This window comes from Streptomyces sp. Y2F8-2 (genome assembly GCF_014905555.1).
Taxonomy (GTDB): domain Bacteria; phylum Actinomycetota; class Actinomycetes; order Streptomycetales; family Streptomycetaceae; genus Streptomyces; species Streptomyces cynarae.
Window position 1 is genome coordinate 212,827 of record NZ_BNGS01000006.1, and the last position, 24,585, is coordinate 237,411.

26 protein-coding genes and 1 pseudogene are annotated in these 24,585 nt (G+C 69.4%); 10 read left to right on the forward strand and 17 right to left on the reverse strand.

Annotated elements, in window-relative coordinates; genetic code table 11:
* Positions 1 to 28: 28 nt before the first annotated feature.
* The 3 genes from SY2F82_RS21570 to SY2F82_RS21580 form a co-directional block, all read right to left on the reverse strand.
* Positions 29 to 1,423, reverse strand: coding sequence for an NAD(P)/FAD-dependent oxidoreductase (locus SY2F82_RS21570; RefSeq protein WP_200420785.1), 1,395 nt, complete (start codon positions 1,421 to 1,423; stop codon positions 29 to 31).
* Positions 1,413 to 1,640, reverse strand: a complete 228-nt coding sequence (locus SY2F82_RS21575; RefSeq protein WP_200420786.1) for a ferredoxin — start codon at positions 1,638 to 1,640, stop codon at positions 1,413 to 1,415. The genes SY2F82_RS21570 and SY2F82_RS21575 overlap by 11 nt, the downstream gene beginning before the upstream one ends.
* 362 nt (positions 1,641 to 2,002) lie before the next feature.
* Entirely contained in the window at positions 2,003 to 2,782 is a 780-nt protein-coding gene (locus tag SY2F82_RS21580; RefSeq protein WP_200420787.1) for an ATP-binding SpoIIE family protein phosphatase, read from the reverse strand.
* 144 nt (positions 2,783 to 2,926) lie between these two features.
* On the opposite strand from SY2F82_RS21580, the gene SY2F82_RS21585 reads away from it, so the two are divergent.
* Positions 2,927 to 3,361 carry a hypothetical protein gene (locus SY2F82_RS21585; RefSeq protein WP_200420788.1) on the forward strand — a complete coding sequence of 145 codons (435 nt, stop codon included), beginning with the start codon at positions 2,927 to 2,929 and terminating at the stop codon, positions 3,359 to 3,361.
* Between the two features lie 240 nt (positions 3,362 to 3,601).
* Here SY2F82_RS21585 and SY2F82_RS21590 read toward each other — a convergent pair whose 3' ends face one another.
* Together SY2F82_RS21590 and SY2F82_RS21595 are read right to left on the reverse strand one after the other, a co-directional pair.
* Positions 3,602 to 4,609, reverse strand: coding sequence for a LacI family DNA-binding transcriptional regulator (locus SY2F82_RS21590; protein ID WP_200420789.1), 1,008 nt, complete (start codon positions 4,607 to 4,609; stop codon positions 3,602 to 3,604).
* 199 nt (positions 4,610 to 4,808) lie between these two features.
* On the reverse strand, positions 4,809 to 5,852 hold the full coding sequence (locus SY2F82_RS21595; RefSeq protein WP_236041705.1) for a LacI family DNA-binding transcriptional regulator: 1,044 nt from the start codon (positions 5,850 to 5,852) through the stop codon (positions 4,809 to 4,811).
* 302 nt (positions 5,853 to 6,154) lie between these two features.
* On the opposite strand from SY2F82_RS21595, the gene SY2F82_RS21600 reads away from it, so the two are divergent.
* A complete protein-coding gene (locus SY2F82_RS21600) occupies positions 6,155 to 8,704 on the forward strand; it encodes a GH32 C-terminal domain-containing protein (protein ID WP_200420791.1) in 2,550 nt (849 codons plus the stop codon).
* 268 nt (positions 8,705 to 8,972) lie between these two features.
* On the opposite strand, the gene SY2F82_RS21605 is transcribed toward SY2F82_RS21600, so the two are convergent.
* Positions 8,973 to 10,514 carry a sialidase family protein gene (locus SY2F82_RS21605; RefSeq protein WP_236041708.1) on the reverse strand — a complete coding sequence of 514 codons (1,542 nt, stop codon included), beginning with the start codon at positions 10,512 to 10,514 and terminating at the stop codon, positions 8,973 to 8,975.
* Between the two features lie 450 nt (positions 10,515 to 10,964).
* Here SY2F82_RS21605 and SY2F82_RS21610 point away from each other — a divergent pair, with 450 nt between their 5' ends.
* Positions 10,965 to 11,279 carry a hypothetical protein gene (locus SY2F82_RS21610; RefSeq protein ID WP_200420792.1) on the forward strand — a complete coding sequence of 105 codons (315 nt, stop codon included), beginning with the start codon at positions 10,965 to 10,967 and terminating at the stop codon, positions 11,277 to 11,279.
* A gap of 426 nt (positions 11,280 to 11,705) precedes the next feature.
* Here the strand turns inward: SY2F82_RS21610 and SY2F82_RS21615 are convergent, their stop codons facing one another.
* Together SY2F82_RS21615 and SY2F82_RS21620 are read right to left on the reverse strand one after the other, a co-directional pair.
* Positions 11,706 to 11,981, reverse strand: a complete 276-nt coding sequence (locus SY2F82_RS21615; RefSeq protein WP_200420793.1) for a hypothetical protein — start codon at positions 11,979 to 11,981, stop codon at positions 11,706 to 11,708.
* A gap of 262 nt (positions 11,982 to 12,243) precedes the next feature.
* On the reverse strand, positions 12,244 to 12,459 hold the full coding sequence (locus SY2F82_RS21620; RefSeq protein ID WP_200420794.1) for a hypothetical protein: 216 nt from the start codon (positions 12,457 to 12,459) through the stop codon (positions 12,244 to 12,246).
* 675 nt (positions 12,460 to 13,134) lie between these two features.
* Between SY2F82_RS21620 and SY2F82_RS21625 the strand changes: the two genes are divergently transcribed.
* A complete protein-coding gene (locus tag SY2F82_RS21625; RefSeq protein ID WP_200420795.1) occupies positions 13,135 to 13,356 on the forward strand; it encodes a hypothetical protein in 222 nt (73 codons plus the stop codon).
* 338 nt (positions 13,357 to 13,694) lie between these two features.
* Here the strand turns inward: SY2F82_RS21625 and SY2F82_RS21630 are convergent, their stop codons facing one another.
* The 4 genes from SY2F82_RS21630 to SY2F82_RS21650 all read right to left on the reverse strand — a co-directional run bounded on the left by SY2F82_RS21630 (position 13,695) and on the right by SY2F82_RS21650 (position 16,027).
* Positions 13,695 to 14,045, reverse strand: coding sequence for a MerR family transcriptional regulator (locus SY2F82_RS21630; protein WP_308437782.1), 351 nt, complete (start codon positions 14,043 to 14,045; stop codon positions 13,695 to 13,697).
* Positions 14,046 to 14,294: 249 nt separating this feature from the next.
* Positions 14,295 to 14,525: a hypothetical protein gene (locus SY2F82_RS21640; protein WP_200420797.1), complete on the reverse strand. Its 231-nt coding sequence runs from the start codon at positions 14,523 to 14,525 to the stop codon at positions 14,295 to 14,297.
* A gap of 24 nt (positions 14,526 to 14,549) precedes the next feature.
* On the reverse strand, positions 14,550 to 15,698 hold the full coding sequence (locus SY2F82_RS21645; protein ID WP_200420798.1) for a WXG100 family type VII secretion target: 1,149 nt from the start codon (positions 15,696 to 15,698) through the stop codon (positions 14,550 to 14,552).
* Complete coding sequence (locus SY2F82_RS21650; RefSeq protein ID WP_200420799.1) at positions 15,695 to 16,027, reverse strand: WXG100 family type VII secretion target; 333 nt, start codon at positions 16,025 to 16,027, stop codon at positions 15,695 to 15,697. The genes SY2F82_RS21645 and SY2F82_RS21650 overlap by 4 nt, the downstream gene beginning before the upstream one ends.
* 362 nt (positions 16,028 to 16,389) lie before the next feature.
* On the opposite strand from SY2F82_RS21650, the gene SY2F82_RS21655 reads away from it, so the two are divergent.
* Both SY2F82_RS21655 and SY2F82_RS21660 read left to right on the forward strand, forming a co-directional pair.
* Entirely contained in the window at positions 16,390 to 17,010 is a 621-nt protein-coding gene (locus tag SY2F82_RS21655) for a suppressor of fused domain protein (protein ID WP_200420800.1), read from the forward strand.
* 28 nt (positions 17,011 to 17,038) lie between these two features.
* Positions 17,039 to 17,263 carry a cold-shock protein gene (locus SY2F82_RS21660; protein WP_200420801.1) on the forward strand — a complete coding sequence of 75 codons (225 nt, stop codon included), beginning with the start codon at positions 17,039 to 17,041 and terminating at the stop codon, positions 17,261 to 17,263.
* Positions 17,264 to 17,359: 96 nt separating this feature from the next.
* Here SY2F82_RS21660 and SY2F82_RS39045 read toward each other — a convergent pair whose 3' ends face one another.
* The 5 genes and pseudogenes from SY2F82_RS39045 to SY2F82_RS21680 form a co-directional block, all read right to left on the reverse strand.
* Positions 17,360 to 17,560, reverse strand: a complete 201-nt coding sequence (locus SY2F82_RS39045; protein ID WP_236041709.1) for a hypothetical protein — start codon at positions 17,558 to 17,560, stop codon at positions 17,360 to 17,362.
* 35 nt (positions 17,561 to 17,595) lie between these two features.
* Positions 17,596 to 17,754 (reverse strand): annotated as a pseudogene (locus SY2F82_RS39715) (aldo/keto reductase); the annotation flags it as partial.
* Between the two features lie 182 nt (positions 17,755 to 17,936).
* Positions 17,937 to 18,290: a VOC family protein gene (locus SY2F82_RS21670; protein WP_200420802.1), complete on the reverse strand. Its 354-nt coding sequence runs from the start codon at positions 18,288 to 18,290 to the stop codon at positions 17,937 to 17,939.
* A gap of 205 nt (positions 18,291 to 18,495) precedes the next feature.
* A complete protein-coding gene (locus tag SY2F82_RS21675) occupies positions 18,496 to 19,227 on the reverse strand; it encodes a ferritin-like domain-containing protein (RefSeq protein WP_200420803.1) in 732 nt (243 codons plus the stop codon).
* A 531-nt stretch (positions 19,228 to 19,758) separates the two neighbouring features.
* Entirely contained in the window at positions 19,759 to 20,052 is a 294-nt protein-coding gene (locus SY2F82_RS21680) for a putative quinol monooxygenase (protein ID WP_200420804.1), read from the reverse strand.
* A 449-nt stretch (positions 20,053 to 20,501) separates the two neighbouring features.
* On the opposite strand from SY2F82_RS21680, the gene SY2F82_RS21685 reads away from it, so the two are divergent.
* From SY2F82_RS21685 to SY2F82_RS21700, 4 genes are all read left to right on the forward strand, one after another.
* Entirely contained in the window at positions 20,502 to 21,521 is a 1,020-nt protein-coding gene (locus SY2F82_RS21685; RefSeq protein WP_200420805.1) for a sugar ABC transporter substrate-binding protein, read from the forward strand.
* A 110-nt stretch (positions 21,522 to 21,631) separates the two neighbouring features.
* Positions 21,632 to 22,633: an ABC transporter permease gene (locus SY2F82_RS21690; protein WP_200420806.1), complete on the forward strand. Its 1,002-nt coding sequence runs from the start codon at positions 21,632 to 21,634 to the stop codon at positions 22,631 to 22,633.
* Positions 22,630 to 23,463, forward strand: a complete 834-nt coding sequence (locus SY2F82_RS21695) for an ATP-binding cassette domain-containing protein (RefSeq protein WP_200420807.1) — start codon at positions 22,630 to 22,632, stop codon at positions 23,461 to 23,463. Before SY2F82_RS21690 ends, SY2F82_RS21695 begins: the two co-directional genes overlap by 4 nt.
* A 69-nt stretch (positions 23,464 to 23,532) precedes the next feature.
* A complete protein-coding gene (locus tag SY2F82_RS21700) occupies positions 23,533 to 24,564 on the forward strand; it encodes a LacI family DNA-binding transcriptional regulator (protein WP_200420808.1) in 1,032 nt (343 codons plus the stop codon).
* Positions 24,565 to 24,585 lie beyond the last annotated feature (21 nt).

Consider the following 24,585-nt stretch of genomic DNA (forward strand, 5'->3'; position numbering starts at 1 on the left):
AGTGCTCCGGGCGGTGCAGGGCCGGTGATCAGGCATGCGCCGGAACGAACGCGACACGCCGCTCGCTCGGCGAGTGACCCGTCAGCGTGACCGTGGCGCCGTGGGTGGGCAGATGGGGGTCGGGGAAGGCCGGGTCGACCGGATCCAGCGTCTCGGTCCGGCGGTCGACCGTGCGGTACTCCGGCGGGAACGGCGCGCCGGACGCGATCTGCTGCTCGTAGAACCCCAGCCACTTGGCTCCGTCGAAGGACGCCGCGGCGATGACGCGGCCCCGGTACCCGTACACCGCGACGAACCGCGCCTCGGTGAGCGCCCCCTGGGCGACCACCAGTTGGTCGCCCAGCGAGGGAACACCCACCGACTTGATGTTCACGCCGAACTGGGTGGACCAGAACATCGGCAGCCACAGGTGCGGACGGCGATCCGGACCCGCACAGATCATGTTGTGGGCGGCGATCTCGGCCTGTTCGACCGCGTTGCCCCAGTGTTCCAGCGCCAGGAACTGGTAGTCGAACAGCGGGTGGGGGCTGCGGGCGACGTCACCTGCGGCGTAGATGTCGTCGGTGACGATGCCGTTGACGTCGAACACCCGACACCCGGCGTCGCACGCGATCCCCCGAGGACCTGCGGCCACCCCCGAGCCGGCGAGCCATTCCGTGTTCCGCATGGCACCCAGCGAGACGACCGCCACGTCCACGTCGATCGCCGAACCGTCGGACAGATGGGCGCGCCTGAGTCGCCCCACATCGTCGCCCTCCAGGGCAGTGACGCTGACACCGCAGCGCAGGTCGACCCCGTGCTTGCGCTGCAGCCGGTCCGCGACCGCGCCGATCACTCCGCCGAGCGCGCCCACCAGCGGTGCCGGGCCGCGTTCGGCGACCGTGACATCGAGGCCCAGCTCGCGGCAGGCGGAGGCGACCTCCGAGCCCGTGAAACCGGCGCCGATCACCAGCACCCGGGACACGCCCCCGGTCAGCTTCCGGCGCAGGCGTGCGGAGTCGTCGCGCGTACGCAGCCCGAACACCCCGTCCAGCGCGGCCTCTTCCGGGTGGAACCAGGGCCGTGCTCTGGTCCCGGTGGTGATCAGCAGGCGGTCGTAGGGGACGGTGTCGCCGTTCGTCAGCCGTACCTGCTTGGCGGCCCGGTCCAGGCTCTCAGCGGCGACGCCCAGACGCCATTCGGCGTCGATGTCGCGCCGCCGCGGCAGCGCGGTGTCCTCGGGCCGTGCCCGTCCGAGCAACGCCTGCTTGGACAGCGGCGGCCGGTCGTAGGGCTCGTACGGCTCGTCGCCGATCATGGTCAGCGATCCGGTGAAGCCCTGCTCGCGCAGCGTCTCCGCAGCGCGCAGACCGGCCAGCGAGGCGCCGACCACGACGATGCGGCCCTGACGCCGCAGGGCCTGGACGTCCGTGTCAGCCGACATGGGGCTCGACCCGCCTCGTCGGCTCGTCGGAGTAGTCGACCAGGATGGCCTGGACCGGACAGGCGGCAGCGGCCTTCTCCACCCGGTCACGTTGCGCCTCGTCGAAGCGAGGGGAGAACAGCAGCGCTTCTTCCCCGTGGAGGGAGAAGACGTCCGGGGCGAGAAAGACGCACTGTGCGAATCCCTGGCACCGGTTGAGATCGACGACAAGCCTCATCAGGAACCCGCTCCCTGCGCGGGCCGCGGTCCCCGCAGGTTCCGCAGCCGTCTTCGCTCGGTCCATACGGTGGTCGGCATGCCTCTTTCAGGATGGGCCTCTGTGCAGGGCGCTCGCAACGCGAAGGCCGCCGGGCAGGCCGATGCGCACCCGACCGGTCAACCGCAAGGGAGACGAGGCACTATCGGCCTCCTGAACACCGGACGGACGGGGGACGCGACTCGGGCGGCTGTATGCGCTGGCTCCCCTCCGGACCGCCGCGACGGGCAGGCTCGGGGGCCGGTAGACCGGCAAGCTGAGTCGGGCGGTCCGCGGGAGCTCCGGACAGGCGCCGAACGATGCGTGTCGTGACAAACAGGCCGCTACTGGGCTGTGGTTGCGGGCGGGAGGCTCTGCTCGGCCCAGACGGTCTTGCCGTCGAGCGTGTAGCGGACGCCCCAGTTCTGTGCGAGTTGGGCGATGATGAACAAGCCGCGCCCGCCTTCGTCGATGGTCTTCGCGTGGCGCAGCCGTGGCGCGAGGGAATTGCTGTCGTGGACTTCGCAGGCGAGGGTGCGGTCCTTGATGAGCTGCAACTGGACAGGCGGGGTGCCGTAGCGGATGGCGTTGGTGACCAGTTCGCTGACGATCATTTCGGTGGTGTAGGCGGTTTCCTCATCGACTCCCCAAAGGATGAGCTGGTGGCGGGCGTGGGTGCGCGCCGCAGCAACGGCTTGGGGGTGGTGGTCGAGATGCCACGTGGCGACCTGGTCGGCGGGGAATGGGTGGGTGCGTGCGAGGAGGAGGACGACGTCGCTGTGGCGGGTGTCGTTCCGCAGCCGGTAGAGCACGTCGTCGCACAGATCCTGCAGTGGCCGCTCAGGGTGGGCCAGCACCCGTTGGAGAGTGGCCGGTGACGGTGAGTTGCGCGGCAGTGACACAGTGAGGAAGACGAGGACGCTGCCTTCGGCGACGGAGATTGTGGTGGCGGCGAAGGGGGGTCCCTCGGTTGTGCCCAGAGGAGGTCCGGCGGGCAGATCGGGCATCTCGGTGGTCCCGTCGGGATGGGCGATGACGGGTGGGGGATGGCCTGCCAGGGCGATGGTGCAAGTTTGGGCGAGGGGGTCGTGGACCGCGTACACGCAGCTTGCCGTGAGTGGCATGGGATCGCCGGGCGGCAGAGCTGCGCGTTCCTCGGCGAGGCTTATTGGCGGTGTCGTCAGGGCCCCTTCGTTTTCACCTCGCGGCCTCTACGACGAGTCAAGCGGTTTCCAGGGACAACGGGCACCTCGACAGCTGCATCGATCGTGGAAGCAGCGCTTGCGGCGAATACCGCCTGCGCGGAGTCGATCCGTGGCTTCGCCGGCCGGTACCACGCATTCGCCTTCGACTGGCTCGGCCGAGAGATTGCGGTCGACGTACGACCAGGACAGACCGACGGCGCTGTGATCGTGGTAGACCCCGGTGGGGCGGAGTACCTGGAAAGCGATCTCCCGCTGTCGGCTTGGCACGACGTGGTGGCCGGCGAGGAGGACCTGCTGGCGTGCCGCTTCTACATGGCGTGGCGGGCGGCGAACCCGGAGGCTGGCGATCTCGGATTCGATCAAGCCATCGGGTACAAGCACCCGCTGTTCCTGGGAGGCGGTGACGAGGTCGAGAATCTGGAACTGAGCGACCGTAACGTGCACTTCTCCCTCCGCCAGAGCCAGCAAGTCTGCCGGAGCCAGACGCAACGCCGGTGAGGCTATCGCGCACCTCAAGAGCCGTTCGGCTGACATCACCAGCTGACTGTGAGGATGTCGGTGGCGCCGCCCGAGACGGTCTGACCCGCCGACTGACCTACGCAGAGGCTGTCTTGTTGATGAAATGTCGGCCGACTCGGGTGGTGCCGCCCGCGTCCCCGCCCGCGGGGCTGGGCAGGAGCGGCGGAGACGGACGGTCCGGTGAGGCGCTGACGCCGTGCGCATCTCGATGGCGCAGCGTCAGTTCGAGCTCGGCTGCAACGTCGAGCCACGGATCACGAGGCTGGTGGGAATGATGCGTGAGGGGGCGGCCTCGGGCGATCCGCGCACGTGATCCAGCAGCAGACGCGCCGCCGCCTCGCCCATCTCCCGCATGGGCTGCCGGACGGTGGTCAGTGCCGGATAGGTGTACGACGCCATCTCGACGTCGTCGAACCCCACCACGGCGACATCCTGCGGCACCCACAGACCGGCCTCGTGCAGGGCGGCGAGCACGCCGGCCGCCGAAGGGTCGTTGTGTGCGAAGACCGAGTCGAACTCCAGGCCGTCCGCGAGGGCACGCGCGACCGCGCTCCGGCAGCGTTCGAACTGGAAGTCGCCGCTGATGATGCTGCGTTGGTCGATCTCGATCCCGGCTTCCGCGTAGACGTCGACGAAGCCGCCCAGCCGTTCCCGAGTACAGCCGAACGCCTCAGGACCGGTGACCACCAGAGGACGACGGCGCCCGATGTCCAGCAGGTGCCGCGCGGCCTGCTCACCCCCCTCGCGGTTGGTGGTGGCCACGTAGGGGAATCCCGGCCGCTGGAAGCGATCGTCGATCAGCACGACCGGCAGCCCCGCTTCGTGCAGTTCCGTGATGTAACCCAGGGCCCCCTCGGGCTCTATCACCAGCAGACCGTCGAACGACTTGGCGGCGACCTGCAGACCGAGCCTGCGCAGTGACTCCTCACCGCGGTTCCAGGTCAGCATGCGCAGCCCGAAGCCCTCGGCCTCCAGCGTTTCGACGACCGCCTGCACGATGCCGGCCCAGGCCCAGGCCATGTCAGGGACGAGCATGCCGATCATCTGTGTGGTGCCGCGTGCGAGGCCCACTGCTCCGGCGCTCGGCACATAACCGAGCTCCGATATCGCCTTGCGGACCTTGAGGACGGTGTTCTCGTTGATCTCGCCTTTGCCGTTCAGCACGCGCGAGACCGTCGTCTTGCTGACGCCGGCCCGTGCGGCCACGTCGGCGATGGTGACTCCCATGCCACCTCCTCTCCCTCCACTCAGGGGCGGGAGACGTCCTCCCGCACCGAAGGGCTGATCGTACAGAGATCCGTGGAACCGCTACCGGGAGCGGTTCCGGAACCGGTTTCGGTACCGGTTCCGGCAGTGAAGCACCGAGAGGCCCGACCCGTCAACGCGCCGGAAACAACTCGTTCACGGTGACGTACCAGGAAGGTCGTCAGCCGTCCTCGGGAGCGGGGAGTTCACCGGAGCCGCGGGCGAGGTAACGGGTGGGCAGTACCCGGTGGCGAGCGGGTCCGCCCTCACCCTCGAGTCGCTCGAACAGCAGGCTCGCGGCCTCCCGGCCGATGGCGGAGTGATCCTGGGCGATCACCGAGATGCCGGGTTCGAGCAGGTCGGCGAGGGGCAGGTCGTCGAAGCCGATCAGCGCCACGCGGCGCTGCAACCGGAGCTCCTGCAGGGTCCGGCGGGCCCCGATGGTCAGGAGGTTCTGGCCGGAGACGAGTGCGGTGGGCGCGTGGGCGAGGGCCAGGAGTGCGCGAGTGGCATCCTGAGCGGCTGCCGCGCCGTGCAGGCCACGCCTCACAAGAGAGGGGTGCAGGACGCATCCCACCTCGGCGAGCCCCTCCACGAAGCCGGCGTAGCGCTCTTCGGCGGTCCAGATCGAGCGGAGGTCCCCGAGGAAGGCGATGCGCCGGTGACCTGCCTCGTGCAGCCTTTTCACCGCTGCCCGCACGCCCGCACGGTTGTCCACCGTCACGGTGTCCACCTGCGGCGCCGTGGTGCGGCGGTCGACGCAGACGACGGGTGTACCGGCGCGGCGGGCCGCGTCGAGGTCGGTGTCGTTCTGTCCGGTGGGCACCACGATGAGGCCGTCGACCCGGCGGGCGGTGAAGGTCTTCAGCAGACCGCGTTCCCGGACCGGGTCCTCGTCGGTGGACCCGGTCAGGACCAGCACGCCACGGTCGGCGGCGGCATCCTCCACCGCGCGGTGGAGCGCGGCGGAGAAGGGGTTGGCCGCGTCCTCCAGGACCAGGCCGAGGGTGTGGGTGCGGCGGTCGGCCCGGCGCAGGCTGCTGGCCGTCAGGTCATGGCGGTAGCCGAGCAGCTCGGCCGCGCGCGTCACCCGTTCCGCCAGGTCAGGGGTGACGGGCTTGCCGTTGACGACCCGCGAGACGGTGGCGATCCCCACCCCGGCCATGGTCGCGACGTCGCGCATGGTCACCGGTCGCCGGCCTGTGTCGTTCTGCTCGCTGGGCAACGTTTTCTCCCGGGGTCGACGGCTGGGATCGATAGCACCGCGCAGCCGTCTCGATCCTCGCATTCGGGAGTTTTCCTGCACAGGGTCTGGACTTCGGCAGCATGGTGCCCGTACGTTCGGCGAAACGTTTCCAGCCGCTGGCTGGAGCTGCCGGTGCCGTGCTGCCCCTCACGGCCGGCTCGCCTGTGGCCTTGGACGAGGCCACGGCCAAGCCGCCGCCCGCACCCGACACGCGTCAAGCGCCACTCGTCACGCGTCAGTCCCTACGGCTGAGCCGAAGCCGCACGCCTGCAAGGAGAGCCATGTCCAGAAACACTCGTCCGCGCCGCAGACTCCTGGCCGCGCTGGCCGTCCTGTCCGGGCTCGGCCTGGTCGCCGCGTCTCCCGCCATGGCCGACACGCTCTACCACGAGCAGTACCGCCCCCAGTTCCACTTCACCCCGGCCCAGAACTGGATGAACGACCCCAACGGCCTCATCTACTACAAGGGCCAGTACCACCTGTTCTTCCAGTACAACCCGTCCGGGAACACCTGGGGCAACATGTCCTGGGGCCACGCCGTCAGCACCGACCTCGTCCACTGGAAGCAACTCCCGCTGGCCATCCCCCAGGACGACCAGGAGATGATCTTCTCCGGCAGCGTGGTGCTGGACAGGAACAACACCACCGGCTTCGGCACCAGCAAGAATCCTCCGCTCGTCGCCATCTACACCAGCGCGCAGAAGGCGTCCGGCAAGCAGCAGCAGGCCCTTGCCTACAGCACCGACGGCGGTACCACCTGGACCAAGTACTACGACAACCCGGTGCTCGACATCGGCTCGAACAACTTCCGCGACCCCAAGGTCTTCTGGTACGCCCCCACGCAGCGCTGGCTGATGGCAGTCTCCCTCGCCGACCAGCACAAGATCTCCTTCTACAGCTCCGCCGACCTCAAACACTGGACCCACCAGAGCGACTTCGGCCCGGCCGGCGCGACCGGCGGAGTGTGGGAGTGCCCGGACCTGTTCCCGCTCCCCGTCGACGGCGACCCGAAGAAGACGAAGTGGGTGCTGGCCGTCAACCTCAACCCCGGTGGCATCGCGGGCGGCTCCGGCGCCCAGTACTTCGTCGGCGACTTCGACGGCAAGAAGTTCACCTCCGACGACTCCGGCACGTACACCCCGCCGAGCGGTACCGTCCTGCAGGACTTCGAGTCCGGCTCGTTCGGCGACTGGACGGCCACCGGTGACGCGTTCGGCAGCGCGCCGGCGGCCGGGCCGGTGGACGGCCAGCAGACCGTCACCGGATTCGAGGGCAAGGGCTTCGTCAACAGCTTTCACGGCGGCGACGCCTCCACCGGCACGCTGACCTCGCCCGCGTTCACCGTGACCAGCAACTACATCAACTTCAAGGTCGGCGGCGGCAACCACCCGTACGCCCCCGGCTCCGTCCTGGGCGACCAGCCGGCACCGACCGGCGAAACCCTCGCCGACTTCGAGGGCAGCACGTACACCAGCCCCATCGGCGACTGGACCACCACCGGCGACGCCTTCGGCACCGGACCGGCCCAGGGCACCCTCCCCGGCCAGCAGCAGGTCACCGGCTACCTCGGCCACGGCCTGGTCAACTCCTTCCTCGACGGCGACGCGAGCACCGGCACGCTGACCTCTCCGACCTTCACCATCGACAAGAAGTACCTGGACTTCCTCATCGGCGGCGGCTACCACCCCGCCGGCTCCGACGCCCCCACCGCCGTCGAACTCGTCGTGGACGGGAAAGTGGTGCGCTCCGCCACCGGATCCAACGGCGAAGCCCTGAGCTGGGCGTCCTGGGACCTGTCCGACCTGCAGGGCAAGCAGGCCCAGATCAAGGTCGTGGACGACAACACGGGCGGCTGGGGCCACCTCAACCTCGACCAGGTCGTCCTCTCCGACACCCAGGCGAAGCCCCCCTCCATCGAGACCGGCGTCAACCTGCTGGTCGACGGCAAGGTCGTCCAGAGTGCCACCGGCGCCGACTCCGAGAACCTCGACTGGGCCTCCTTCAACACCACCGCCTACAAGGGCGAGAAGGCCCAGATCCAGATCGTGGACGCGAACACCGGCGGCTGGGGACACGTCCTCGCCGACCAGTTCACCGCCGCCGACAAGCCCGCCCTGACCACCACCCAGCGCGCCCACTGGCTCGACTACGGCGCGGACTTCTACGCCGCCAACACGTGGAACGACGCTCCCGGCGGCCGCCGCGTCATGATCGCCTGGATGAACAACTGGAACTACGGCCAGGCCATCCCCACCAGCCCGTGGCGCAGCGCCGACTCCTTCCCCCGCCAGCTCTCCCTGCAGACCGTCAACGGCAAGGTCCAGCTGATCCAGCAGCCGGTCCGCGAACTGACCACCCTGCGCGGCGTCCGCACCCAGTTGCCCAGCACACGCGTCGCGAACACCACCACCCCCCTCGCAGCGCACGGCAACAGCCAGGAACTCCAGGCCGACCTCACCGCCGGCACCGCCGACCGCTTCGGGCTGGACGTCCGTACCGGCGGCGGGCAGCGCACCCGCATCGGCTACGACACCGCCACCGGCGAGGTCTACATCGACCGCACCGCCTCCGGCGCGACCGACTTCGACCCCACCTTCTCCGGTGTCCAGCGCGCCCCCCTCGCGCTCGACGGCGGCCGGCTGAGCCTGCACGTCCTGGTCGACGCCTCCTCTGTCGAGGTCTACGCCCAGAACACGCGGGGCGAACAGGTGGTCCTCACCGACCAGGTCTTCCCGGATTCCTCCAGCACCGGCGTCGACGCCTTCGCCGAAGGCGGCACCGCCACCCTCGATCAACTGCAGGCGTGGCAGCTGAAGTCCATCTGGCCCTGATGAGCGTCAGGCCCGTGCGCCGGACGGCCGGGAACGGCTTCCGGCGCACGGATATCGGCGCGGGAGCCAGGCCGGCACATCCTGTGGGGTCTCGGCGCCTACGGAGAGGAGCCTCCGGGAGCTGTCTCCTCCCCGTTCCTCTCACCCCTGTCCCGCTTCTGACCAGCAGTTCCGGCCAGTCACGGACCAAGCCGCGTTCACGCGACTCCGGAGCAGCAGGCCCGCCCCGCCGGGCGGGGACTCGGCCGAACCTCTCCGCCCAATGTGGTCACGGTGTGGGTCCGAGGCCTGTCTTCAGCCGTCGGCGGTCGGGCCGGCCGACGGCGTCCGCGTCGGTCAGCAGGGTGCGGAGACTGCCGGTGTACACGTCCGTACGGTTCTGTGGTGCGCCGGAGTGGGTCTCGGTGAGCACCGCCCGTACTCCCTTGCCGTCTGCCACCAGGCCTTGGTAGTCGCCGAGGAAGTAGCCCCCGGCGAACGGCGCCTGCAGCCAGTCGAAGACCCGCGAGATCCGCCGTTCGGTCCGGAGCTTCGGGTTTCCGTGCTGCAGCGTGGCCAGTTGGTAGGCGGTGGGCAGGGTGGTGGTGTCGCCGGGCTTGAGGAAGCGCAGGTCGTAGTAAGTGAGCGCGACCGTGCCCCGCTCGGCGACTGCGATCGACGGTGAGAAGGCCGGAACGCCCTCGGGGCTGATCAGCTCCGGGGTCCCCCAGGTGCGTCCGCCGTCGGTGGACCGCACAAGCTGGACGGAGTCGAACTTTCCACCGGAGAAGTCCGAGCCCTCGTAGGCCATGTACAGCGTGCCCGTCCTGGGATCGACGGCCGGGCTCGGCAGGGTGGCGGCGGCGCGCAGCAGTTTGGTGGGGTCGTTCGGGTCGACCTCCGGTACGGAGGTGTCCCGGGCCACGGTGACCGGGGCGCTCCAGGTCTCTCCGGCGTCGGTCGAGGTGACCACCTCGTAGCGGGCTTCGACGACGGTGCTCAGGTCGTCGGAGTGGGTGATCCGGTCGAAGAAGTCGTACAGGGTGCCGGTGCGCCGGTCGACGACGATCAGATGGCCGATGGTCTGGGTGTTGGGAACGGTGCTGGTGTCGACGAACGGCCGCGCCTTGCTCCAGGTGCGGCCGCCGTCGCGGGTGACGGAGATGTAGCCGGGACCGTCGAGGGAGCTGGGGCCGGGTGGGTCGTTGTCGAGGCGGTTCCAGACCTGGTAGGCGGTGCCCTTGCGGATCGGGTCGGCGGTGAGTGACGGCTTGTCGTTGAAGAACGGCTGCTCGTCGACGTGCGTGGTGGTGAGGTTCTGCCAAGTGCGGCCGCCGTCGCGGGAGGTGACGGCCAGGAGGGCGCTGCGCGTGCTCTTCGTGAAGTCGACACCCTCCCCGCCGGCGTAGACCGTGCCGTCCGGTCCGGTGCTCACCCAGGGGTCGGAGGCCCGCTCGTAGTCCGCGCCGCCGGGGGCGCACAGGCTGAACGGCAGCGTGCTCCGGTGGAAGGTGTGGCCGTCCGTGGTCCAGCCGGCCGCCAGGCCACGGGCGCCGCCGTCGTTCCAGCGATCCTGCTGGAACACGGTGACCACGCGCTCGGGGTCGCGCGGATCGACGGACAGATACGGCTCGACCTCGGTGCCCGGGTAGACGATGCTGTCGGGGGACCTCGCTCCGATGGTGCACTTCGCGTACGGGTCGCCCTGGGACACCTTGACCAGTGAGGTGCCGTCGGGGTCCCGGTCTGCTGCGGCGGGAGTCGCGCCGGTGACCGTGACGAGCAGGAGCGCGGCGGTGGTGACGGCGGTCAGCGGCAGGACGACGCGCATGCGGGATCTCCTCCGGGCCTGTCAGCCGGGGTACGGGACCGCCGTCATCGGGGCGGCCTGGGGCGCGGAGGCGTACCGGAACGCGAGGGTGGGGCGACTCCGCTTGGTCCTTTTCGGCGTTGCAGCCGGTGCCCTTGATGGGCCGAACGACGGAGTCGTCCCCGGGTCGTCGAGGAACACGTCGGAGCCGACCGGCGGGTGCACCGTGCCGGTCGGCTCCTGGTCGTGCTGTTACGGCGCCGTCTCGTAGCTCCCCGGAGAGGGCCGTGGGCGGCGTGCCGGTTGGCGATGCCGACGGGGTCGGCCTTGACTCGGACGGGTTGGAGCGCGATGACCTGCTGGACCTCTTCCGCGGTGGGGATGAGTCAGGGCATCGGCAAGTACAGCTGGGAAATCCGAATCAATACAGCTGGGACATGCGAACGACCTCGCCGGTCACTGTCTGACGACATGGCCGAGGCCGTTCAGGACGGCGGCGAGCGCGGTGTTCAGGACGGCGCGGACCGTCTCGAAGCGGTGACGGCCTCGGCTTCGAGCCGGTCGGCGTCCACCATCGCGAGTGCGTCCGACGCCGACGCCGTGGCCGAGCCGTCGGGCGGTGTCGAGACGGGCGCGGGCGATCCACCCGGCGGTGAACCGGGTGCCGTCACCCCATACGCACCGCAGCGGGTGCACCGGCCGGGCTGGTTGCCCAGCCGGGCGCCGACCGGTCAAGTGATCGGCTGCGTGGTCCCGTCAGGCAGCGCGCAGACCTCGCCGGCGTAGGGGCGTGCAACGATCTGTCCGCCGGCGGCCGTGCAGTCGTCTCTGGAGACGTTCGGAGACGAGGCGGCCCCGGCGCTGACAGCGCCGACGGCGCTCACGCCGGCAAGGGTTGCCGCGGCCAGGGCGAGGCCCAGGATTCTGCGCATGACTTCCTCCTCCTCTCAGGCGCCTTCGTTCGGCCTTCGGGAAGGACAAGTCTCAGACGACGGCGCCCTCTTACTCAGCATGGGGGCTCCGCATGAGGCCCGCGAGGCGAGGCGAGGCGGGGCTGGGCGCCGCGCCCGGGCGGTGACTGCCCGGCCTCGGAGGGGCATGACGTCACCGACCTCGACCGGCCGCATCGGTACGCCGCATGCGCGTCGGTAGGAGCGGGGCGACGTCGATGTCCTCGGCGTCGAGACTGCCATGTGTCCGGGCAGGCCGGTTCTAACGCGGTTCGTGGGCCGCCGCCCGGCAGGCAGCGGTCGCGGCGCCGCCCGCCACTCCGGCCCCGGTCAGCCCGGTCACACACCCCTGCAGGTCTCCGACCACGCCACGGCTGCAGGCCGCTGTGACGGAGTCGGAAGCGGTGGCACCGGCCAGTCCGGCCATCTGTGTGCAGGCGGGGATGTCCGCCCGGACCGCGGGAGCGGCGAGGACCGCACCGCCGAGGGTGAGGGTCAGGCCGGTGAGGGCACCGGCGATACGGGTCGACGTGCGCATGGGACGCACCTGCCTTCCGGGTTGGTCGCGCGGTCCTGGTCCCGACGGGCCGGATCCACGCGGCAAGGCCGCCTGGCGACGCTCGGTGAGTGGTGCCCCGGCCGACGGGCTCACAGACTGACGGCACGAGTCTGCGTCGAGTGCTTCCGGGCCGACACAGACCTGGCGTGCCCGACGGGTCGGCACAGTCCCTGTGACTCTCCCGGTTACGCTCGCCGCGGGAGCGCCCCGCGGCGCGTGGCTGCGGGGCGCCTTGTGGGCTTTAGTCGACCTGCTCGCCGTCGTGCGTACCGCCCCTGCAGTAGTTGCCCGCCTCATTGATCGCGGGCGTTCCGCCGCCCTGACTGCACTCAGAAGGGGTGACGTAGGATGGAGCACCTTGTGCGGTGGCGGCGGTGGCGGTGGCGGCGCCTGTGAGGCCGAGTCCGGTGAGGGCTGCCGTGGCGACGACGGCGGCGAGGATTCGCCGAATGCGCATTTGGTTCCCCTTTCACGCATTGCCTCGATTGGGGCACTACTCAGCTTGATCTTCACCCATGTGGGTGGCACGTCATGTTGCGCCATTCGGGTGATAGCGCTGTCGGGTGCGGGGTCGGTGACGCGACCCGTCGGGCAGGCCCTGAAACGAAGAGACCACCCCGGCCGGATGCGTGGTCTCTTGGTTGTTCCGCAGGGGGCGGCGTCCGCAACCGGCCCCCTGCGAAGAGCCGTGTTGACCTGCGGAAACGGTGACCGTATCCCTTGCTGGCAGATACCTCCATGGCCGCCGGCTCGGGAGGCGTTTCCTCGTTTCCTCCCAGGCCGGCCCTCAGCCGTTTCAGGCGCCTTGCCGGGGCCGACGGGGCCGACGGGGCCGCGGTCAGAACAGCCACGCCCCGAAGGCCGCGGCCGCCAGGCCCACGGCAAGGAAGAGGTGTTCGAGCACCCGATCGGTCGGCGCACTCGCCATCGTGGCCGACCGTCGTCGGCCGAGGTTCGTGCCACCACCGTGCCGATGCAGAGGTCAGCCACGGTCAGCGAAGGAGACCTGCGGTCGACTTTCGTCCTCACCGGACGTGGAAACCGCAGGTCAGTGGCGTGACGCGGTTGTTCCGTTCCTGATCTGTGCCGACGGCCACAGCGAAACGGGTTACGCGTAGGCTCATACTGAGTCATGACAAAGCCTGCTGCACCGAAGCGTCATCTGCCTACCAGCCCCTTCAAGGCCCCGGTCACACCGGCTCCCAAGCACTTCGCCATGGGCGATCAGGTCACCCACGACGTCTACGGCCTCGGCCGGGTGATCGGCATCGAGGACGGAATCGCGACGCTGGTGGATTTCGGCTCGGCACAAGTGCGGATCTTGAGCCCGTACGCCAAGATGACCAAGCTGTAGGACCGCTGTGCCCGGTCACGGCACACCAGGTCCCTTCAGGGACCTGTCACGAAAGAGAGACCTCTCATCGATCTGATGCCGCTGTTCTCCGCCCTGGACGGGCAACCCCGCTGCTCCGCTGCAGCATCGCCGCCTCCGACGACGAAGCCCTTCCATGCCCCTGACTTCGGGCAGGACGAGACCTTGCCCATCGAGGGCGCAGAGGAGCCCGCCTCGGGCATGTGTGGGGTGCGACCCAAGGCAGCTCGGCTCCACGACTGACGGTGGCTGTGGCGACCGGCCGCGGGCCGTGTCCGATGCTGCGGTGAGGAGTGCGGCCGTCTCAGCTTCCGTTTCGTTCAGTCCGGTTCACCGTCGTTCAGACGAGACCGTGTGCCGGGTCCAGATTCTTCGAGCTGGTCTTCGAGGATGACGATGCGGCAGGCGACCTCGATGGGGGTGCCCCGGTCGACGAGTTCGCGGGCGCGGGCGGCGATGCGCAGCTGGTGGCGGGAGTAGCGGCGGTGGCCGCCTTCGGGGCGCAGGGGGCTGATCAAGCCGTGTTCGCCGAGGGCGCGGAGGAAGGCGGGGGGGGGTGCCCAGCATGTGATCAACGGAGGCCGCTCCCCCACCGGAAACCGCTCCCCCCACCGCCTCGGATCATGGCGCCCGAGCCGGTCGGCGATGGCCCGGCCCCGGTCGCTGGTCATGTGCTGATGGATCGGCGCGGCCCGCGAGCTGCTGTGGCCCATGTGGGTCAATCAGCTCCCGGGTGCCGGCCCCGGCCGTCGAGGCGAGCGTATGGCCCGTGTGCCGAAGGTCGTGGAAGTGCAGCTCGGCCGTGACGCCCGCAGCCTTCCGAGTCGGGTCTGGGCCAACGCCTGCTGACCGCCGTGCCACCTCGGGTGCCATCGCTGCAGGGGAATGGTCCGGGGCCCGGGTCGTCCGACGTCACACGGTCACAGCAGCCAGACGCCGAGGGCGGCGATGGCAAGGCCGATCGTGAGGATCACCGGCCCGACCGCGTGATCGCCCCACTTCCTCGGGCCTTCGAGGCGCCGCATGCCGATGAACACGACCCCACCGGCAATGACGATCGCGCACCCGGCGATCACGACGAGCGCCGCGAAGAAGGGGCCCCAGCCTGGGTCGTAGTTCGGGTTGTTGTGCGCGACCCCCGCCAGGATCACGCCCCCGAGCCCACCGTGCACGGATCACTCGCCTGCTTTCTCGACGTCCTTGGTCAGGTTCTGGAAATCCGACTCGATACCGGAGCCCGCCGCGTACACCGCCGTGTTGAGGCCGGTGCTGAAGGAGTCCTTGTACGCGGCGTCGGCGCGCTTGCCCCTGTCGCTGAGGTGTTCGCCGCCGAGGCTGCCGTGTTCCTCCATGTGGTGGAAGTGGGCGTCGTTGGCGGCGTTTCCGACCGCCCCGGTCACAGTGTTCGTCGCCGCGTCCCACCCGATGGTCGCGCCGTCCTGGTGGTTCCACACGTCAGCCGTGAGGCCGCCGCTGATGTTGCCCAGCGAGCCGTTGACCGCGCTGCCGACCCGGCCCTCGCCGCCGAGGACCTTGCCGACCGCACCAGTCAGATGGGCGCCCTCGGCCAGCGCCGCGCCGCCCGTTGTGAATGCGGCCGTGCCCAGGGCTTCCTTGCCGGCGGTGGAGAAATCCTGGCCCACCGTGATCGGCTGCCCATTGAGCCCCTGGCTGAGCATCATGCTGCCCGAGTCCGCCACGAAGTTCGTGGCGAAGCTCTCCGCGCCCTTCGTGAGGAACTTCGCGCTGAATTCAGCCACCTTGGTGAGCACCCTCGCCAGCGCCGCCGCACCTTCCTCGCTGAGCGCGCCGAACCGCTCCAGCAGGGCCGCCACCTTCTCAGCGGCCGAGGTGAAGAGTTTCACCAGGTCGACGATCCTGGCGACCCGCGCGGCCACGGCCGTGTTCGCGACGAGGTCGGAGAGGAAGCCGGTGAAGAAGGACAGCGCCGCGCCGGCCACCTCCATCTCGGCGATCTCGACGCAGATGTCGATGATCTCCTCGTTGATCTGGTCGATCTCGTCGGCGTACGCCCGCAGCCCGTCGGCCACCTGGTGGAAGTTGTGTGCGACGTCCTTGACGACGCGCTTCTGCTCCCCCCAGTGTCTCTCGAAGGCATCGCGTGCCTCACCGTGCCAGCCCTGCTTGTCGACGCCCGCGACAGCGACGTCCAGGGCGTGCACGACCTCTGTCAGATCGGTGCCCATGGTGTCCCAGGCTCGGGCAATCGAGCGGAGCGTGTCGCCGTTCCCGCCCGGAAGCTCCACCCCGCAGGCCTGGAGGATCTCCAGAACCTTGCCGTCGATCCAGCTGTTGATGCTCACGCCGGGCCTCCAGCCGGCTGGGTCGCGGCACGGAGATGGTCCATGGCGGTCCGGTCCGAGTCCTTGTAGTTGGCGGCGTTGAGACGCAGCCGGTCGCCGTCACTGGTGAGCACCCCGGGCAGATGCCCGAGTGCCTTGATGGTGCTGTCCAGTAGCGTCTGGTACTTCTCCGCCGCACCGTCGCAGGCGCCGAGCAGGCCGAAGGCTTCTCCGACCTCGGACGCGGTCGCCGCGAAGTCGTTGACCGGGTTCGCCAGACCCTTCGCTTCCCTGTCGAACTTCCCAGCAAGGTCGGTCAGGGTGTCGGGGTCGACACCGAACTGGCTCATCCTGCTTCCCCCGTCGTCGAGTACATGGACAGACCAGCAGTACTGGAGGCAGTGATCCGCCGGGAAGGGTGGTTTGCGGGTTCAAGACGCGATGATGTCGCGCCCTTTGACCAGAAGATCCACCATCTTGAAGTCGCTGGTGTCATGCGCCGGAAATCATGAGAATTGGTTGGCGACTTCTTTGCGTGGTGCACCGAGGCCCTGCCGCTGTGGAGATCGTTCTCTCCGGGATCGAGGCGTCCAACTGGTGGGCAGCCTCGCGCCGCGGGCGAAGATCGTGCTGCGGTGCGCCGAGGGCATGGTGAACAAACAGGTCACCTGCACGTCCGTCACGCCCGCTTGGTGTCCGCCATCATGAGGCGGTGACACAGACTGAAGAAGCTCCCGGCTGGGACGCCATAGACGCAGCCCTCGCACCGTTCTATCCGGGGATCACGCCCTTCCACGTCGGCTACTTCCCACCCAAAGGCTTCGAGGGCGGTGCGCTCCAGGGGTGCTCGGCGTACCCGGCTGAGGGGCACTGGCACTACGTGACCTACGGGCTGAGCGAGCTCTACGCCCCCGGCGAGGACGACGATCCCGAGTGGTCGGGGTGGGGCTTCGAGCTCACGCTACGCGTGCGGCGCGGCGATGAGGAGCGGCCGCCCGGGTGGCCGTACGGGATGCTGCAGGAAGTCGCGAAATACGTGAACGGCAACCAGGTGCTGCTGGAGGACGGGCACCGGATCGACTTCCGCCAGCCGGTCACAGGGCATCCCCACCTGGAGGACGCGCCGCCCACCGGACTGACGGTGTTCGCCTTTACCGCCGACCCGCAGTTGGGCACCATCGACACTCCCAACGGCAAGGTCACCTTCCTGCAGGCCGTCGGCGTCACCGCGGAGGAGAAGGGTGCCATGACGGACAGCAGCACCGCACAGGTCCTGCAGACGCTCGCGGCCGGCAATCCACTGCTGGTGACCGATCCGGCGCGAGCCGTCTGAGCCGATCGTCACTGTTATGGGAGCCCGCATGGTGACGGCGACCGTCCGTGAGTGGCGCGACGAGGAAGGGTGGGGGGTGCTCGACTCCCCCGAGACGCCCGGTGGTTGTTGGGGCCACTACTCCCACATCCAGATGGAAGGGTTCCGCAGGCTGTCGCCGGGACAGCGGGTAGACCTCCAGTGGGAAGCCCCCGGCTTCAAGCAGGACGGGTACGACTACCGGGCTGTGAGCATCGTGCCTCGGTCGGCCTGACATCCACACCAGACAGTTGGGGCGCCGCAGGCTTCCGGTGCGGCCGGCGGTCAGTGGCCCTGCGGCGCAGGGGCCGCAGAGCCCGCAGGTGGTCGTTCATCGGCGCCGGGGTGGGACGGTCAGTACCGGGCGCCGACGGGGGCCGGGGATGGCGTCGAGGTCGGCCAGGTCGGCCAGGTCGTCCGGAGAGAGCTGGACGTTTGCGGCGCCCGCGTTGTCGGCGAGGTACCTCGGGGTCTTGGTGCCGGGGATGGGGACGACGTGCGGGCCCTGGGCGGGCCCTGGGCGACGAGCCACGCGAGGGCGACCTGCGCAGGAGTGGCGCCGATCCGTTCGGCGACGTCACGGACCTTGATCGCGATGTCGAGGTCGGCTCGCAGGTTGTCCTGCTGGAAGCGCGGCAGACGCCGCCGCTGGTCCTTTTCCGGCAGTTCGTCGAAGGAGGCGAAGCGGCCGGCGAGGAAGCCGCGGCCCAGCGGAGAGTACGGCAGGAGGCACCTTGGGCACCTCGGCGGAGAGGTCGATGCCTGCGATGCCCTCGCCGCCTGACGCTGCCGCCCTTCAGGCTCTGCCTCCGCCGGGGGACCAAGATGCGCCCGCGATCAGGCGAATCCTGCCTCCGGCCGCGGCGGCTTCAGCCCGGTCTCCTGCTCCACAGGCGCCCAAAGGTGTCCTACTGACGCCGCTGGCCGAGGACGCAGAACTCGTTGCCTTCGGGGTCTGCCAGCACAACCCACGATTGGTCACCCTGGCCGATGTCGACACGCTGTGCGCCATGAGCCAGAAGACGAGCCACCTCGGCGTCCTGGTCGTCAGGCCTGAAGTCGAGGTGCAGTCGGCTCTTGGCCTTCTTGCTCTCGTCGAGCCGGACGAAGTCCAACCCGGGCAGGCGATCCGGCTCCGGGCGGATCTCGAACTCGTCATCCGAGGAGTGGACCACAACCCACCCGAGGGCCTCGGCCCACCACTGGCCCAAGGCCACCGGATCTGCCGAGTGAACGATTACCTGCTCCCATTCCAAGGTCATCCGGCGAGCCTAGCCGCTACCAGGGCTTCAAAGGCAGGCAATATAAAAGGTCGCCGTGCCAAATGCAGAGGTCGGCAGCGGTCGACAAGGGTGTCCAGCGGGTGCATCAGAGCCTGCCGGCCCGGTCGGCGAAGCGGCAGGTCACCGGCCCGGTATCCCCGCCTCTCCTGGAGAGGTGGGCGGAAGGCGGTGGGCTGTCTGGTTGTCAGTCCCCGCTCGTCCACGCATCTGGGCGGGGCGTGAGCACCGCGGAGACGACCGCGCCGGACGAGGCCGCGACATCAGCCGTGAACCGCAGGCGTCCGACGCCGAGCCGTCGCAGCGCCGGACCGTGGTCGACGGCGACGACGAGGGAGACCGCGAGCAGAAGAAGTCGCCACAGGGACATCACCGGACGGCGCAGCGCGCGGGGCAGCTCCGCCAGGGAGGCGTGCAGCCGCTCGCAGTGGAACGGGACGTGGCGCTGCTCGTCAGCGAGGATCCGCCCTGCCACATCCGAAGTGAGCGAGTCGTCGGTGCCATCGCGCAGGGCCCGGTAATAACGCAGTGCCACCACTTCCGCGATCATCAGCACCAGCAGTTCCATGCGCAGGCCCATGAGGCGCCGAAGCCGTACGAATGCCGTGTCGCTCCAGTGACCGGTCAACGTCGGTACGCCACCCGCAGCCAGCAACCGAGCGAGTAGCCGGGCGTGGTTCTGCTCCTCGGCGACGAAGAGCCGGACCGCCTGCGCGTAGTCGCCGTCGCCGGCCTCATCCGCTTTGCCGACGAGGTTGGCACCGTCGCCGTCCTCGCCGACCTGGAAACGCTGAATGCTGGACCACACCGCCGGATGCAGCGTCGCACTTCGCCCCCAGTCCGGGTCACCCTGGGCCCGTCTGCGCTCGCGCTCGTCCTCGAACCGCCTTGTCCACTTCGCGAAACCGCCCGTATGCATCCGGTCTCCCCTCTGCGGGCACAGCGACCGTGCCCCGCAGAGGGACGACGCCAGTGGACACCGAACCGTTCCGCCCCTGCCCGGCCCCGCAGACTTGTCCGCCGCAGCAGCAGGCCGTCGCGTGAAACTCGAGAGGACAGGGCACCCACCTTCGAACGCTGGCACCTACCTGCACCGTCACGGCCAAACGTTGGCCTGTGCCCGGAAAGCGTCGGGGTCGCTCTCCACAGGCAGTACGCACAGCAAATGACCGCCAGGCACCCGCAGCACGCGGCACTCCTGCCACTGCGACACCTGCTCAGTCCCTGAAGGTGGACACGCGTTCGCGTGTCATGCGGCCGGCGTGAGCTTGGCCGTGTGGTGCTGGGCCCTGAGGGAGAAGGGCGGTTACCGACCGAGCGACATGGGTCATGACCGCGCACGTCCGCGACCAGCGGTTCATCGAGCTTTTGGTGAGGAGCGCCGACTCCCACTGCAGCGGGCATCAGCGGGCATCAGCGGACAAGTGACCCGCTGCCCGTCCCCGTCCGGTCAGGACAGCGGGTCCAGGAACGTCAGCACGGAGGCGTCCTCCTCGATCAGCGGGGCCAGGGCGGCGTTGAACGGGGCGCCGTACGGAGCCTTCAGATGCGCCTGGAAGGCGTCCTCGTCCCGGTACACCTCGAAGATCCAGAAGGCACGTGGGGCGGACGCCTTGGTGTACACGTCGAAGGCGAGGTTGCCGTCCTCCTCGCGCACCTTCCGGGCGTACTCCCCCAGCAGGCCGGCCACGTCTGCCTCCGCGCCCTCACGGGCGGTGAACTCGGCGAACAGGGTCTTCTTCACGGTGTCGTGTCCTTGCGTCGTCGGTGTGGCCGTGCAACGGCACCCGGGAGTCACTGGTCTGGATCATGCCGTCATCCACCCGCGGACGGCAGACGTGCGCGGCAGTCGTGCGCGGCAGTCGTGCGCCCGGACGCCACGAAGCCCCCGCATCACCGGAGTGGGTGGTGCGGTGGTCGCCGCCCCGGAATGTCGTCGCCGACTTATGTCATCGATGACACCGAAGGGGCCCGACGATGATGCGGGCAACACGGCCCACGCGTCAACGGGTTCTGCCGCCGCCGTGGACGTTGCCGATTTGTGACGAGTGCAAGGCATTGACGTTGCCGGGAGCGGAGTCCATCATCCTCGGCAAGCAAGCAGTGTCAACGATGACATAAGTCAACGATGACACCTGGGGACGGCATGCTTCGATGCCGGCCGCGCCGCCCGCAATCCCGCAGGAGTCGTTCATGTCTCGCACCACTCGTCTGTCCCCCTCCCTCCTCAGAGTCGCCGCGTGCACCGGCATCGCAGCCCTCACCCTGACGGCCTGCGGATCCGGCTCCGGGTCCGGCTCGGTGAGCGCGGGCTCGGGCAAGGGCGTCAAGGTCGGTCTGATCACCAAGACCGACACCAACCCGTTCTTCGTGAAGATGAAGGAGGGCGCGGAGAAGGCCGCCAAGGAGAACGGCGTCCAACTGGTCAGCGCCGCGGGCAAGTTCGACGGGGACAACGCCGGTCAGGTCACCGCCATCGAGAACATGGTCGCCTCCGGGGTCAAGGGCATCCTGATCACCCCGAGCGACTCCAAGGCGATCGTGCCCGCGATCCAGAAGGCGCGCGCCAAGGGCGTCCTGGTGATCGCCCTGGACACCCCGCCCGAGCCGCAGAGCGCGGTCGACGCCCTCTTCGCGACCAACAACTTCAACGCCGGCCAGCTGATCGGCGAGTACGCCAAGTCGGCCATGAAGGGCAAGACGGCCAAGATAGCCACGCTCGACCTGGCGCCGGGCGTCTCCGTCGGCGTCCAGCGTCACGACGGCTTCCTGAAGGGCTTCGGTGCCACCGGCAAGGACGTCGTCTGCTCCCAGGACACCAACGGTGACCAGGCCAAGGGCCAGACCGCGATGGAGAACTGCCTGCAGAAGGCGCCCGGCATCAACGTCGTCTACACCATCAACGAGCCCGCGGCCCTGGGCGCGTACACCGCGCTGAAGGCCAAGGGCCGGGAGAAGGACGTCCTGATCGTCTCCGTCGACGGCGGCTGCACCGGCACCCAGGCGGTCAAGGACGGCAAGATCGCCGCAACCTCGCAGCAGTACCCGCTGAAGATGGCCGCCGACGGCGTCAAGGCGGTCGCGACGTACGCCAAGGACGGCACGAAGGCCTCCGGCTACACCGACACCGGCGTCACCCTGATCACCGACAAGCCGCAGGCCGGGGTCACGTCCAAGGACACCGGGTTCGGCCTGCAGAACTGCTGGGGCTGAGCCGCCCCCGAGGACCGTTCGACACCGCCTCTTCCCTCAGCGGGGCGGCCGGCCCCACACCTCCCCGACCGTGGGACGGCCGCCCCCTTGTCTTCCGACAAGGACTTCGCATGACCGCCACGTCCACCGCCACGCCGTACGCCGAGCTCAAAGGACCGACGACGGCCCGCAGACTGCTGACGGCACCGACCACCGGCCCGCTGGCCGCCCTCCTTCTGGCCTGTGTCTTCTTCTCCCTGACGACTGATCAGTTCCTCTCCGGGGGGAACTTCTCCCTGATCGTCCAGCAAGTGATGGTCGTCGGCACGCTCGCCATCGGGCAGACCCTGATCATCCTCACGGCGGGCATCGACCTGTCGTGCGGGGCCGTGATGGCGTTCGGCAGCATCCTGATCGCCAAGATGGCGGCCCAGGGCACCCTGCCCCCTCTCCTCGCCATCGCTCTGGGCGTCGTCGTCTGCGGCGGGTTCGGCCTGGTCAACGGGCTGCTGGTGCAGAAGATCCCGCTGCCGCCGTTCATCGTGACCCTCGGCATGCTCAACGTGGCGTTCGCGCTGACCCACATCTACTCCGAGGAGCAGACCGTCACCAGCCTGCCCGGACCGCTGACGGCCCTCGGGCAGACCTTCCCGCTCGGCAAGACCGACATCACCTACGGCTCCCTGGTCACCATCGCGCTGTTCCTGCTGCTCGCCTACGCGCTGAGCAGCACGGCGTGGGGCCGGCACGTCTACGCCCTCGGCAACAGCTCCGAGGCCGCCCGGCTCAACGGCATCCGCAACTCCCGGCTGACCGTCGGCATCTACACCGTGGCCGGCCTGCTGTACGGGGTCGCGGCGCTGCTGCTGATCTCCCGCACCGGAGTCGGCGACCCCCAGGCAGGGCAGACCGACAACCTCGACAGCATCACCGCCGTGGTCCTCGGCGGCACCAGCCTCTTCGGTGGCCGCGGTTCGGTGCTCGGCACGTTCATCGGCGTCCTCATCGTCGGCGTCTTCCGCAACGGCCTGCAGCTGATGGGCGTCGCCTCCATCTACCAGACCCTGATCACCGGAGTCCTGGTGATCCTCGCGGTGACCGTCGACCAGATCTCCCGGAAGAAGGCCCGATGACCGCCACCACTCCCACCCCCGTTCTGCAGGCCCGCGGCCTGGTCAAGCGCTACGGCCACGTCACCGCCATCGACGGCGCCGACTTCGACCTGCTGCCCGGCGAGGTCCTCGCGGTCATCGGCGACAACGGCGCCGGCAAGACCAGCCTCATCAAGGCCCTCACCGGCGCAGTGATCCCGGACGCGGGCGAGATACGCCTGAACGGCGAACCCGTCACCTTCTCCGGTCCGCAGAGCGCACGCGCCCACGGCATCGAAACCGTCTACCAGGACCTCGCCGTGGCCGCCTCCATGGACATCGCCTCCAACATGTTCCTCGGCCGCGAACTGCGCCGCCCCGGCCTCCTCGGCAGCGCGTTCCGCATGCTCGACAAGAAGCGGATGCGCCAGGAGGCCGCCGAGCACATGGCCGACCTGAAGATCGGGCTGCGGTCGCTCACCCAGGCGGTCGAGACCCTCTCCGGCGGCCAGCGCCAGGCCGTGGCCGTCGCCCGCGCAGTCGCCTGGGCCCGCACCGTCGTCGTCATGGACGAACCCACCGCCGCCCTCGGCGTCAAGGAGTCCGGCCAGGTCCTGGACCTGATCCGGCGCGTCCGCGACAAGGGCATGCCGGTCGTCCTGATCAGCCACAACATGCCCCATGTCTTCGAGATCGCCGACCGGATCCACGTCCACCGGCTGGGCAAGCGGGCCGCCCTGATCAAACCCTCCGACTACTCCATGGCGGAGGTCGTCGCCATCATGACCGGCGCGCTCACCCTCGATGAGGCCGGCGGTACCGTCGTAGCGGACTCCGAGGCGGCCAAGGCCGTCGGCGTCCAGGCCAACTGACTTGACAGCCTCGCGGGTTCCGGCCGGTCGAGCGGCCGGAACCCGCGAGCCCACACGGAACGGTCCTCCATGGCAGCGAACCGCCGACCCACCCTGGCCGACGTCGCCCGAGAAGTCGGCGTCAGCGCCAAGACGGTCTCCCGCGTCCTCAACGAGGACGGACCCGTCTCGGTCCGGACCAGGGAACAGGTGCTCGCCGCCGTGGCCAGGCTGGGCTTCCAGCCGAACCTCATGGCACGCAACATTCGCGTCGGCGGACCCGACACCACCATCGGACTGGTCGTCCCGGACCTGGGCAACCCGTTCTTCGGGGCCGTGGCCGGCGGCATAGAGGACACGGTGCGCGACCGCGGTCTGACCCTGCTGATGGGTTCCTCCGCGGACGACCCCGCCCGCGAACACGCGTTGACGGACCAGTTCCTCGCCCGCCGCGTCAGCGTCCTGATGGTGGTGCCGTCCGTCGGCGCGGACCACTCCCATCTCAAGGCCCACCGTGCCGCGGGGCTGCCCGTGGTCTTCGTCGACCGTCCGGGGGCGGGCCTGTCCACGGACAGCGTCGTCAGCTCCAACCGGGCGGGCGCCCAGGAGGGCGTCGCCCATCTGATCGCCCACGGCCACCGGCGCATCGGCTTCATCGGCGACCTGCCCGTCAGGCTGTACACACGCCGGGAACGCCTGGCCGGATACCGCGCGGCCCTCCAGGAAGCCGACCTCGCCTACGACCGCGCCCTGGTCACCAGCGCCCACGACCCCCAGGCGGCCGTCACGGCGACCTCGCAGCTGCTCGACCTGGCGGACCCGCCCACGGCCCTGTTCGCCGGCAACAACTTCGCCGCCCTGGGGATCGTGGCCGAACTCTCCCGCGGCAAACGGAAGGACGTGGCGGTCGTCGCCTTCGACGACCTGCCGCTCGCCGAGGCACTGGAGCCGGCCCTCACCGTCGTCGCCCAGGACCCCGAAGAAATCGGCAGGGCGGCCGCGGCCACCGCCCTGGCACGACTCGACGGCGACCGCTCCCGTGCCCGCACCATCACCGTCCCCACCCGACTGATCGTCCGGGGCTCGGGCGAGTGCCCCGCCCCCGCGCTGCGGGAGGCGTGAAGCTCTCGACAGGCGGAACGA